This is a genomic window from Paenibacillus sp. Marseille-Q4541 (genome assembly GCF_018310695.1).
GTDB lineage: Bacteria > Bacillota > Bacilli > Paenibacillales > Paenibacillaceae > Paenibacillus.
Map to the genome: position 1 here is coordinate 183,502 of NZ_JAGXCY010000004.1, position 12,387 is coordinate 195,888.

Genomic DNA, 12,387 nt, shown 5'->3' on the forward strand with positions numbered 1-12,387 from the left:
CTCCTCCTTTTCAACCTAGCACAGCTGCATCCTTTACGATTTCATCCGCTACATGACCGATATCTATGGCAACCTTTTTGTATTCTGCAGCTATTCGCTGACAGATGATTACCGCCGGAACACCAGCAGCCACAAGTCCGATATCATATTCATACAGGGAACTTAGGGCAAGGACCCGATCAATGTCCTGAAACCCGGAGACTGGATAGATCGTTCCTGTCACTTGAATCCCTTTTCTTCTCAACTCTTCGGCCACACTTTCTGCTTTGTTACCAATAAGAAGGACACGCCTTCCTTCGAGGAGCGGCAACAAATAACCAGATTGATAGAGACTATAATTAATAGTTGAGGTCGTTAATTTCAACGCTCTGATTGACAGACTATAATATTCAAACAATGGAAACATGAGTAACTGAAAAGCCGGTTTACGGGATATGGGTACACCGATATAATCAGCGCTCTGAATTGCATGCACTAGAGATCTCCGTACAGAAGCATCAGGTACAGGCACCCCTGCATAGGGAAGGAATGCCCCTAGCTCATGGACTTCTGCTGGAGACATCACAGTCTCATAAGCAAGACTTAATAACTCGCCATCACCTAGTCTCACAAGGGATAACGGTTGCCTTTCCTCTAGGGCAGTCCTCAAAACGTCTCTTATCTCAGAGGTTCCTGCAAGCTGAATCATATGGGATTTATATTGGGTAAGCCCTGCCTGAATCAGTTCTTCACAAGTAATATGGGGGAGTAGCTTTCCCTCTGGCATCCACTTCTCAACTAAGGCTTCTCCTCCTAAATACATTGCTTCCCTATGAAGTGATTGAAGAGAAGAGCGAGAACGGGTTCCCGTATCATTTGGGGATCCCTTCTGTTTCCTCTGTTTGTCAGCACGCTGCTTACGATTTTTACGTTCACGTTTACCATGTTGTAAATCCCGGGGTTTGGCACCTGATTTACCGCCTTTATGCCTAGAAGCAGGTTTACCTGATCGCTCCCCTTTCTGTTTACGGGGTACATCTCGCCCCATCAGAACCACTCTCCTACGGCAGTAACCCCTTCATTTCTACAGCGGCTTCCTGTAAAGATTCAAAAGTCCCTGCATCACTCCAGAATCCTGGAACAATGTCATACTCCAGTCCACCTTGTGCAGCATAAATATTATTCACGTCTGTAATCTCGAGTTCTCCTCTGGCCGATGGAGCGAGACCGCTGATCAGCTGAAACACCGAGGTATCATACATGTAAAATCCAGTTACACTGTACCCTGACTTTGGAAATTCGGGTTTCTCTTCGATACGGGATATCAGTTCTTTGTGTGCTGTGTCAAAAACCGGAACACCGTATCTTCTTGGATCATCCACTTCCTTCAGTAACACCCGGGCAGTTCCTGGCTGCTGTTTGGCATAGGATACAACATAGGCACCCAAGTCATCTGCAAATAGGTTATCTCCAAGCAGAACGACGAATTTCTCCTCTGGTAAAACAAACCCTTTTGCTAGATCAAGCGCTTCAGCAATGCCTCCCGCTTGTTCCTGGATTCGGTAGGTAATATTTACGCCAAAAGTTGCTCCACTGCCTAGAAAATCCGTGTATAGGCCCGATGACTGCTTACTGATAACCAATAAGATATCGATTATTCCCGCTTTACGCAGAGATTCGATCCCGTACACGATCATCGGATATTTACCTACAGGTAGCAGGTGTTTGTTCAGCAATTGTGTAAGGGGACGCAAGCGTGTACCCGTTCCTCCTGCAAGGATAATTCCCTTCAAGTCTATTCCTCCTTCTCTTTTGAGGTTATTCAATGAATTGCAGTGGATCAACCTTCCATTTTTGCATATATAAAATCCGATTCCGACGAATAAGCTGCTGCAATGCTTCCGTATTTTCCTTCTTAAAACTTGCACTTCCCTCGTGGTGAACAAGAACATCGCCCATCACCAGCAGAAGGTATCCAGCGAGCCTTGCACGATAACAGTAGTCATCATCCTCGTAGTGACCAGGACTAAAAATTTCATCAAGCTCCCCGATTTGCTCGAGTACTTCTCGTTTGAACAGAAAACAAAGTCCTACAATTCGATTTACCTCTTTCCATTTTTCAGGATCCGCCTGATTATGCACTGCCGCTATTTGCTGAAACTGCTCCATTGAATGAAACTCAACCGGTATTTGCTGAATTCCGCTAGCATAATTCGTTACCGGACCTACGATTCCAATCGAAGGATCGCTATATAGCCCTTGTTTTAGCAAGGTAAGCCAACCTCGCGTGACTGTCACATCATTATTAAGTAGTAATAAGGAATCTCCTCTGGCCAGTCTCAAACCCGCATTACAGGCGGCAGGAAATCCTCGATTTTCTGGCAAAGAAATGAACCGTATCTTTTGAGAAGCACAATAATCAAAGGTTTTATCGGTAGAACCGTTATCAACTACAATGACTTCGTAGGGTTCCTCCGTGTATTGCTTGATGGAACTGATGCATTGCTTCAGAAGAGCGACCCCATTAAAAGAAGGAATAATAATACTCGTTAGATGGGACTGAATCATTTGGCATTCCTCCAGCTAGCAACCTCTGCCCTGCTTATCGAAAGCTCATCTGCAACAGTATTCGAACTTTTAAGCACTGTAGTTAATGCCTCTAAATGATCTCCAATAATCATACGTTCAACCTCATTGCCCTTTCCCACATTCCCTATTCTACGGCGGTTCTTTGAGATCACATCGACTGCTGCAACCGCCTCCACCCTACACCCCTTCTCCAGTGCGATCGTTTGTGCAAGAGGTGGTGTGATTAGATTCGGGTACCCTATCGTTTGGATACAAGCCCTTGATATGGCATGAGGTACGGAGATCAGCGAACTGGCACCAAGATCTGGTCTTTTCATCACGGTGTTCAAATAGCTTTTTAGACGTGTTACACCATCTTGGCTCACGAACGATGGCAGGAAGGAACGAAGATCATTTAATGCCATATCCACTCCCTGGTCTACCGCATAAAGGAAGGGGGCCAATTGTTCTGCTTTAATGACGATATCTCCATCCGTGAACAAAATAGATTCAGCTGTTGTCATCTGAGCTCCCATTGCCCGCCCAACATCATGTCCTATTCGCTCCGGTTCATGTATGATTGTCACGAGAGGATATGCTCTCGCTAAGGTATAACTGTTGTCACTGCAGCCATTGAGCACTACAATAATTTCTTGCAGCGGGAGTCTGCTGAGTTCCTTCAAAACCGCTCCAAGCGTATCTTCTTCGTCCGAAGCCGATACGACTGCAGCCGCAGGACGAGAAAGTGGAAGTAACATTGGCATACTTCTATCATGCTTCTTACCATAAAAGGAGTGGCGGTATGCTTCTGCAATTTGTCTCACCTCGCTGTAAGGCAGTGAGGATTTTACGGTATCAAAGTACCATGACGTAAAGCCTGCATGCACATCTTTTACAGATAGCTGTGCCGAAGTCATATTTTTAGATGCAGATATTCCTTCCTTTATCCCAAGCATTCGCAGTGATTTGTGGACGGGTGAGACTTGGGAAGAAGAATTTCGTTTAGCGCTTTTGTTATTCCGCTTACGTGGCGGTATCGTTTTTTTATGAATCGTTTGCCTCATTCTCCTCACCTCGCTTCACTTCATTCGCAACAGCTGTCGATCTCGGTATAGATCGGTGTAACCCGCTCTTGGACCTCGTTCATCTGTGAGCCAGCGAATCGCTACAAGATGATCACTAAGAATGATCTCTGTCAGGGGGTCCGTGTCGCTCTTGCGCCGAGAAGGGTTCAAGTGTCCGACTGGAATAGGGTGGACCGCCTGAACCTCCAGCCCTTTCGATACGCCTATGGTCTGTGCAAGAGGGGGTACCTCCAGTACACTTGGTCCTATAGTTTCATAAGCCAGACGACTGATGGCGTTAGGTACTGCCGTAAGAGAGGCGCCTTGCAGATCAGGACGCCCTAGCATAATATTCAACGCATATTTTGCTTCTATCACCGGATGTACCGGCGTCCGATGCACCGGACCTTTATAGTCATTAAGTGCGATATCCACTCCCGACAGTACGGCATGAACAAATGGCTGAAGTTGCCGTGAAGGAATTACCATATCACCATCCACGAATAGGAGAACACGTCCTTTCGCTTCTTCCGCACCCCTTCGTCTTCCTACATCATGACCAAGTGGCTCGTGATAGTGTAATACCTTTGCTCCTGCAGCTTCCGCTCGTTCTGCTGTCTGATCTGTAGATCCGTTAACAATGACGATAACTTCGCATGATGGATGAATTCCAAGACTTTCAATCACTACATTCGCAATCGTAGATTCCTCATTCATCGCAGGTATAATAACCGATAAAAGCAGTTCTTCCGCAGGAATTTCACTTGCGAGTTTTATAAATTCCTTTTGATGTAAGGGCGATACCGATGCCCACCCTACTTCGTATTCCATATTCATCTGTTTTTTGTTTTTTCTTCTAGACTTCTTTGTTTTCTGGGCTCGAGGATATAGGGATGAGCCTTGCGTTGTTTGCTCAGGTGACTTTCCAGTCTTACTGGAAATAGAGCTATTCATGAAAACGTTCTTTGCTTTCTGCCCTCGCTTACTCAAATCTCCCACGTAACAAACCTCCCTTGCAGGCATGAGCAAATAGATGGGGTTATCACGTATATCTTATGCCCACTTCCGATTTTGGAAACGGCAGCTGTCCTCATGAATAAAGATCTTCATCTCTTGATAGAAAAAATGTTTTTCTAAGTAGGACGCTAAAGTACGGAATACATCTAGAGCAGTTTGATCCTTCTACCACAAGTAAATTCACTCTTTTGGCATTACATACCTAAGTGCATCTTATGCGGTTCTCTAGGCTCCTGACACTGATGATCCTTGTGATACCGCCGCTGAAGTGTCACTTATGAATGAAGTGACCGGCTTTAATCAGGCTTGTATCATTTCTGTAAGATCAGCTACTGCCCTTTCGGGCTGTTCTCTTTTTTCATAGAATAGGCAAAGAATGAAAACTGATAGGAAATAGTATGCAAAGGGGGATAGCGATGGACCGTGTAGGAATTTTGCTGGATTCAAGCATGTTTCGGGGAATCCCTGCTGGTAGAACAGGGCGGGAATCTCTTCTCTACTATGAGCTCGCTGCTGCTAGCTATGGTCTAACTGCCTGTTACCTAAGACTGGAGGATATAGATCTCTTTACTGGAAAATGTACAGCTTACATTCTTACAGGTAACCGTTATCAGCTTCATCATATTGCAATTCCTGAGGTCATCCATAACCGAGCAATGTATTTTGCAAAAATCAGTCATTATCAGATCGCCGGTCTCATTCAGCGAGGGGTTCGTATTTATAATGTGCGGAATCGATATGGCAAAGATGAAATTCATCGTCTACTCGTGAAAAATCCAGAACTTGCTCCTCACCTTCCACAAACGGAGCTTGCTTCCCTTCCAACCATCCAGCAAATGATGGAGAAACATACGGATTTGATTGTGAAGCCAGTCAGCAGCAGTATTGGTAAGGGAATCATGCGTGTGATGCATAGGTATGGAGATGGGAACCTCATCTTGTCTTCGGCTAATCGCAGTAAACAGTGCCGTTATCCATTCAAAAGAGGGGTGCTGCCTCAGGTACTAAACAAACGTATTCAGAAAAAAAACTATTTGGTACAGGAACGAATTGCTCTTGCCACTTATGAAGGACGTCCCTTTGATCTTCGTGTCTCTGTACAGCGCGGGGGTTCAGGCAGCTGGATGGTTACAGGCATGTACGCAAAGGTAGCCCCTCCAAACAACTTTGTGACGAATGTTGCTCAGGGTGGATCCGCTATGCCTTATGAAGAAATTCATCCTCTTGTTCTTCCATCCCATTCGCTCCTCACAATAACTGATCAAATACAGCATCTGACCATTACAGCGGCCAAGCAACTTTCCTTAGCCTTACCCCATTTGGCTGATCTAGGCTTTGATATGGGTATAACTGCGCAAGGGGAAATCTACTTCATAGAATGTAACGGAAGAGACCAACGATACGGATTTCGTAAAGCCGGGATGGATAAGGAATGGATGGAAACTTATCAAAATCCACTAGCCTATGCAAGGTTTTTACTTGACCAGCAGCAGGCATCCCCATATCCTTCTTAGCTAGATTTGATTTGTAGAAAAGCTGTATTGATTTCACCTGCGTTCTGTGTCAATATAATGCAGAGTGGCCGGGCCGTAGAGACCCGGTCTAGAAGCTCGTTTTTAAGGGGGATATACATGTCGAAACCATTGCTGCGTCTCATGACAGAGCTCTCTTCACGTAAATGGATCTCCCGGCTTACTGGCACTTTTTCCAAGAGCAGTGCAAGCCGGCTGCTTATACCTTGGTTTATTAAAACCTATGAGATCCCTGCACACGAGGCAGAACTTGCACCAAGAGATTATCCCTCGCTGAATGCCTTTTTTACGAGGAGATTACAGACGGGCGCAAGAATGATTTACGAAGATCCAAACATGCTCTTGAGTCCTGTTGATGGCAAAATAACAGCGATGAGTCCAATTACCGGAGGCTCTCTCCTTAATGTAAAAGGACATGATTACACACTCTCAGATCTTCTCAACCATTCACCCCATCTCGAGAAGTACAAGAATGGCTGGGCTTTTGTACTGTATCTCAGTCCGAAGGATTATCATCGAATCCATGCTCCGGTCACGGGAAAACTGGTAGAAAGCGAACATATCCGCGGTAAAGTATATCCTGTGAATGATTTTGGTCTTCGTCATATGAAGTCGGTACTTAGCCGGAACGAAAGACGGATTACATACATCAAACACGAATTTGGCGAAATCGCTGTAGTCAAAGTTGGCGCGATGAATGTTAGCAGTATTCAATATACAGATGAACGAACAACTTCTTGGGAACGAGGAGACGAGCTTGCTTATTTCGAGTTCGGTTCCACCGTTGTTCTGCTCTGCGAAAAAGGAACCTTTGAACCGAGCGATGAACTTTCTCTTGGACAACACGTACAAATGGGGCAGCCCCTTGGCCTGTTGAAACCGAAGAAAGCACGCACAGAATCGATTCATCCACATACCTAAAAAAAGCAGCCGCTTTCAGGATATCCTGACAAGCTAGCTGCTTTTTATCTATGGTCGATCATTGTTTTGCATGTCCAATGTAAGTCGTCTCTATTCCCGAAATTAAAACCACACATCTTCTGCCGGTTTGCGGCGCATCCGAGTGCGGAATAGATTCCATCCTTGACCCGAGCAACCACAATTACGAACTCTTCGTGTTCTGTTCACGATGACACCCTCCTCACTGTGCGGAATATCACAACTTCTTTTCAAGTAAATACCCCGCACGAGAAGGTTTGAAACGGATACTTTCGTTACCGAATTTCAGAAGGGCTCTTTCCCGTATATTGCTTAAATTGCCTGCTAAAAAAGAAGATGTCACGATAACCAAGAGCATCAGCTACTTCGGTTACGTTCATACCTGCGTGAACCAGCAAGTGCTCGGCACGTTCAATTCTCATTTTTATAATATAGGACTGAACAGAATAACCGATCAGTTCTTTAAATTTAATGGAAAAATAACGCGGGGACAATCCTGCTCTTGCAGCCAGATCCTCCACACGATGATTGATGCCCGGATGCTGTCTCACATAATTTGCAATCTCTTGAATGGCCTCTGCGAGCTGATTACTTACTTTCCTCTCAGCAGGTTCCTCATGATCAAGCCGAAGCAAATGAATCATCAGCTGTTTAAGAATCAGCTTGCTTTCGACTTCCCTACCATACGAATTGGACAGGAAGAGACGGACATATCTAGCCAGCATATGTTCAAAATCAACGGTTTCTCTAAGTTTGCGATAAGGTCCAGGTACTTCTTCTACCAGACCCTCCACATCAAAATGAATATAAGTTAAAACAAATGGTTTTTGCGGATTGTGGGTGGCACTCGTGTGATCACCAGGTCGAAACAGAAAACAACTGCCCTTTTGGGCTTGGTGAGGTTCATCGTTCAAGATGACGGTACCTTCTCCACTCCATACATAAAATAAATCATAGTTTTGCATCGGTTTTTCGCGCTTCTGCCATTTCCAGCCTGGCTCACAGACAATCTTGGCGACGGCGGGCAAAATCACAAAAGACGACGGTGATGCCTGTAACATGTCGTCCTTCCTCCTTATTTAAGTGGGTCCTATGTACTTTTTCTATTATAACGTGAAACGTCTCGGAAAAAAACCAATGACCGCATTGGAAGAGTTACTTCTTGTTCCTCACGTCCCTCCACGCATCAGCCATCCGTCTTGCTCCTTCTCTTATTCTTTCATTACTCAGGTGAACATATCCAAAATATGCAGCCGACGTATCTCCTACTGTCATCTCATATCTGGAACTATCCGTAAAATAGACCTGATGCTGCTTACATTTTTCTATAAATCGTACGTAATCCCCACGGCTTTGCTTCCAGGTTGCATAGACTTTAATTCCGGCATCGCCCACATGCAGCTGAAAAAGGTCGTGTGTATACTCGTGCATGGCTTCAATAAATACGTTTAATTTGGCACCATAAATCCGTGTCAGCTTGCGTACATGCTTGGCATAACCACCTCTCGACATCCACTCCGCGAGCCCGCGCTGCTCATAAATGCCGGGAGGAAACGGATCATAGAATGTTTTGGCTGCAAGAACAGCCTGTATTAATCCCTTCGGGAGCACAGCATACCCAAGTCGAAATCCCGGATACATTGTTTTTGAAAATGAACCTACATAAATGACTCTCTCTTCAAGATCTAGTACCTTAAGGGGCTCAATGGGCCGCCCGCGAAATCGAAACTCACTATCATAACTATCCTCAATAATGACAGCATTGTTTTTTTGCGCCCAAGACAAAATTTCTAGCCTACGTGAAAGCGGAAGAACCGCTCCGGTAGGAAAGTGACGGCTTGGCGTAACATATAGGAGGGAAGCATCCCAATCAGCTGGGATAATCCCTTCCTCATCTACTGGAGCGAAAACAGGTTCTCCACCGCTGACATGTACGGCTTGTAGAAAACCTGTGAACCCTGGATTCTCGATAACGGCCCGTTCCGCCTCATTCAGCAAAATCTGAGTAATAAGGGCAATTCCTTGCATGGAACCGCTAAACAATACAATAAGCTCTGGTTCTACAGCCATACCACGGCTTAGCCCCAGGTGATTAGCGATAGCTACTCGAAGCGAATAATCTCCGGCTGGATCAGACCCTGCTATTTCTTCATCACGCATTCCAGCGGTGACTGCTTTTTTCCAATCCGCATAAGGAAAATCTGTTGAAGGGATATCCCCCTTTTCAAACCGAATCGAATCGTCTTTACGATCCGTTATAGATTTTAATAGATCCGAAGGATGCTTCTCCGCAGTTTCAGAAGAAATCAGTGAGCCTCTGATCTCGCCGTGTCTTCTTTGATGGTCCAGTACTCTTTTCCCCCAAGCGGACAGTGGTAATTGAGAGGGTTTACCAGAAGCATGTTTGTCTTCCTTACGAACAACTGCCACATAGGTTCCCCGCCCAATTTCCGAAACAATATATCCGTCAGCCAGCAGCATATCATAGGCCGACGCAGCTGAACCTCTGGAGATACTGTATTGTTTTGAGAGTTCCCGAGTTGCAGGTAATCTGCTGCCACTTTGGAGCGTGCCCGTTAGAATACCATCTCGTATCGCATGATATAGGGCGCTATATTTATATCGATATTTAGCTACATAGTGCTCCCAGGGTAACGTGAATTCCATATTCCTCATCTCCTCTTGCGGACATCCAAAATACAATTTAATTGGACTAATAAAAATATAGGATATTGGATCTTTTTTCATGACAATTTCCCCTCTATGATAAACAAAACGACAGGGAGGTACCACTAATAAATGAGACGAAAAGAGTTTACAATAGAGCAAGAAGAAGAAATAGAATCCTTCCTCGCAGAAAAAACGTATGGTTTTCTTGGAACTGTCAGTCCGAAGGGAAAACCCGGTGTTACACCGCTGAACTTCGTATATGATGGTAGCTATTTTTATTTTCATGGAAGTCTTGCTGGAGAGAAAATGAAGCATCTAAAAGCGAACGACGGGGTAAGCTTCAGTGTAGCTGAAGAATATGCGCTGATTCCTTCCTATTTCAGTGATCCCTTGCTGGCCTGTCCTGCTACCGCTTATTTCAAAAGTGTAACGGTACATGGTTATGCAGAAAAAGTAACGGATCTTCACGAAAAAGCAAAAGCCCTCTCCCTGTTCATGAAAAAACTGCAGCCCGAAGGCGGTTACACGCCTATAGATGCAGATGACACTTCGTATACAGGGCAGCTCAAAGCTGTAGCTGTTATTCGTATTATCCCTGAAGAGATAACCGCTAAGTTCAAATTCGGACAAAATTTAGAGCCACAAAAACACCAGGAAATTCTGGACAGGCTTGAGGAGCGCGGAACAGAGAAAGATCTCGAAACGACTGAACTGATGCGCAAATATTGTCCTTTCCATGCGGATAAATCATAATAGTAACGCGTTAATGTAGCATACATTTTATCTATGCCTTTTTTCCGTGACGACACTAGGTGTTGGTGCTATAATATGAGGCAGTGTAAAATGGTGACTATCCGGGCTGTGTCTTCTATTATCACCTTATAAGGTCAGAACGGATGCAATTCAAAGACTTGGAAGGATGAAAAAGATGAACCCATTGGCTTTACAGCTGAACGAAAGCATTCAAGCAGGCAGCAATCATGTGTACGACATGCTCTCGAAGCTTGGCAAAGAACTTTATTATCCGAAGGAAGGTATTTTGAGTCAATCGGCAGAAGCATCTAGCCGTGCGAAGAAATACAATGCAACGATCGGGATCGCTACAGAAGGCGGTAAACCGATGCATCTTCAAGTCATTCAGGAAAAATTATCTGCCTATAAACCACAGGATTTGTACCCTTATGCACCTCCTGCTGGTAAACCGGATCTCCGCGTAGCATGGCGTAATAAAATGCTCGAAGAGTCCCCGTCATTACAAGGGAAATCATTTGGTAATCCGATCGCTACGAATGCGCTCACCCATGGCCTCAGTATTGTGGCCGATCTATTCGTAGACGAAGGAGATGCAGTTATATATCCAGATAAAAACTGGGAAAATTACGAGCTCACTTTTGGTGTACGCAGACATGGAAGACTCGTAAACTATCCATTGTTTAATGATAAGAACAAGTTTAACAGCACAGGACTTAGAGAAGCCCTGTTCGCCCAGAAGGATCAAGGCAAAGCTATTGTTGTTCTCAACTTCCCAAATAACCCGACAGGCTATACTCCAGGAGCTGAGGAAGGCAAAGAAATTGTTGCTGCAATTAAAGATGCGGCAGACGCAGGTATAAATGTAGTTGTCGTAACAGACGATGCCTATTTCGGGCTCTTCTTTGAAGACTCCCTGCATGAATCACTGTTCGGAAGTCTGACAGGCATTCATCCACGTATTTTGCCTATCAAAGTGGACGGGGCAACCAAGGAAGAATTCGTATGGGGCTTCCGCGTTGGTTTCATTACCTATGGTTATGACAATGCCGATGTATTGTCTGCGCTGGAACAAAAAACACTGGGTATTATTCGTGCAACCATTTCAAGTGGACCGCATCCTTCCCAGACCTTTGTACTGGATGCACTGAATTCACCCGATTTTGCTGCACAGAAACAAGAGAAGTTTGTCATTATGAAAGCACGTGCCAATAAAGTAAAAGAACTGCTCGACAGTGGTAAATATAACGGAGCATGGGAATACTATCCTTTCAACTCCGGCTACTTCATGTGTCTCAAGCTCACCAAAATTTCTGCAGAAGAACTCCGTAGTCATCTGCTGGATCAATACGGTATCGGTACAATTGCACTCGGTGAACATGATCTCAGAATTGCTTTCTCTTCCCTTGAGGAAAGTCAGCTGGAAGATCTGTTTGACCTGATTTATCAAGCGGTTCAAGACCTTACACAAGGCTAATCATTAGTACTGTCTGAAATGAATGATCACCCCATAAACATTAAAAAAGGAATCTCCGCCGCAGGCAATGGAGATTCCTTTTTTTTATACATAAAGGCCTTAGCCCAAACCCTCAAGGTACCCTAATCATAGAATACGTTGTATGCTTCGTATGAGGCGCACGATAACCGATGTGAAAGGGGAATGTACAATGTCTGGATCAATGTCTGGATCAATGTCTGGAAATGAAGAAAGAAGCGGATATGGATATGGCGGAGAATATGGCGGAGGTTTCGGCGGAGGTAAAAGTATTGGAGCGATCCTCGTACTCTTTATCTTGCTCGTCATCATCTCAAAATCGTTCATGCATTACTAATTAAAGACCTGTTCTTGTAATCATTAAAAAACAAAA

The 12,387-nt window shown here is 44.7% G+C and carries 12 protein-coding genes; 5 read left to right on the forward strand and 7 right to left on the reverse strand.

Annotation, left to right across the window (positions count from 1 at the left end; translation table 11 throughout):
- Positions 1-10: 10 nt before the first annotated feature.
- From KFT32_RS07270 to KFT32_RS07290, 5 genes are read right to left on the reverse strand one after another with little or no spacing between them, the layout of a single operon-like run.
- On the reverse strand, positions 11-1,027 hold the full coding sequence (locus tag KFT32_RS07270) for a GT-D fold domain-containing protein (protein WP_211746482.1): 1,017 nt from the start codon (positions 1,025-1,027) through the stop codon (positions 11-13).
- A 13-nt stretch (positions 1,028-1,040) separates the two neighbouring features.
- Positions 1,041-1,772, reverse strand: a complete 732-nt coding sequence (locus KFT32_RS07275) for a sugar phosphate nucleotidyltransferase (protein ID WP_211746483.1) — start codon at positions 1,770-1,772, stop codon at positions 1,041-1,043.
- A 25-nt stretch (positions 1,773-1,797) separates the two neighbouring features.
- Positions 1,798-2,547, reverse strand: coding sequence for a glycosyltransferase family 2 protein (locus KFT32_RS07280; protein ID WP_211746484.1), 750 nt, complete (start codon positions 2,545-2,547; stop codon positions 1,798-1,800).
- Positions 2,544-3,611, reverse strand: coding sequence for a glycosyltransferase family 2 protein (locus KFT32_RS07285; protein ID WP_249435716.1), 1,068 nt, complete (start codon positions 3,609-3,611; stop codon positions 2,544-2,546). Before KFT32_RS07285 ends, KFT32_RS07280 begins: the two co-directional genes overlap by 4 nt.
- Before the next feature lie 15 nt (positions 3,612-3,626).
- Positions 3,627-4,610: a glycosyltransferase family 2 protein gene (locus KFT32_RS07290; protein ID WP_349304874.1), complete on the reverse strand. Its 984-nt coding sequence runs from the start codon at positions 4,608-4,610 to the stop codon at positions 3,627-3,629.
- 434 nt (positions 4,611-5,044) lie between these two features.
- Here KFT32_RS07290 and KFT32_RS07295 point away from each other — a divergent pair, with 434 nt between their 5' ends.
- Positions 5,045-6,142, forward strand: coding sequence for a YheC/YheD family endospore coat-associated protein (locus tag KFT32_RS07295; protein WP_211746485.1), 1,098 nt, complete (start codon positions 5,045-5,047; stop codon positions 6,140-6,142).
- Positions 6,143-6,259: 117 nt separating this feature from the next.
- Positions 6,260-7,081 carry an archaetidylserine decarboxylase gene (gene asd / locus KFT32_RS07300; RefSeq protein ID WP_211746486.1) on the forward strand — a complete coding sequence of 274 codons (822 nt, stop codon included), beginning with the start codon at positions 6,260-6,262 and terminating at the stop codon, positions 7,079-7,081.
- A gap of 293 nt (positions 7,082-7,374) precedes the next feature.
- Here asd and KFT32_RS07305 read toward each other — a convergent pair whose 3' ends face one another.
- A complete protein-coding gene (locus tag KFT32_RS07305; RefSeq protein ID WP_211746487.1) occupies positions 7,375-8,160 on the reverse strand; it encodes a helix-turn-helix domain-containing protein in 786 nt (261 codons plus the stop codon).
- Between the two features lie 94 nt (positions 8,161-8,254).
- Positions 8,255-9,766, reverse strand: coding sequence for a MocR-like pyridoxine biosynthesis transcription factor PdxR (gene pdxR, locus KFT32_RS07310; RefSeq protein WP_211746488.1), 1,512 nt, complete (start codon positions 9,764-9,766; stop codon positions 8,255-8,257).
- Positions 9,767-9,898: 132 nt separating this feature from the next.
- On the opposite strand from pdxR, the gene KFT32_RS07315 reads away from it, so the two are divergent.
- The 3 genes from KFT32_RS07315 to KFT32_RS07325 all read left to right on the forward strand — a co-directional run bounded on the left by KFT32_RS07315 (position 9,899) and on the right by KFT32_RS07325 (position 12,351).
- On the forward strand, positions 9,899-10,522 hold the full coding sequence (locus KFT32_RS07315; RefSeq protein ID WP_211746489.1) for a pyridoxamine 5'-phosphate oxidase family protein: 624 nt from the start codon (positions 9,899-9,901) through the stop codon (positions 10,520-10,522).
- 175 nt (positions 10,523-10,697) lie between these two features.
- On the forward strand, positions 10,698-11,996 hold the full coding sequence (locus KFT32_RS07320) for an aminotransferase class I/II-fold pyridoxal phosphate-dependent enzyme (RefSeq protein WP_211746490.1): 1,299 nt from the start codon (positions 10,698-10,700) through the stop codon (positions 11,994-11,996).
- Positions 11,997-12,186: 190 nt separating this feature from the next.
- Positions 12,187-12,351 (forward strand): hypothetical protein, encoded by a 165-nt coding sequence (locus KFT32_RS07325; RefSeq protein ID WP_349304875.1) that lies wholly within the window; start codon positions 12,187-12,189, stop codon positions 12,349-12,351.
- Positions 12,352-12,387 lie beyond the last annotated feature (36 nt).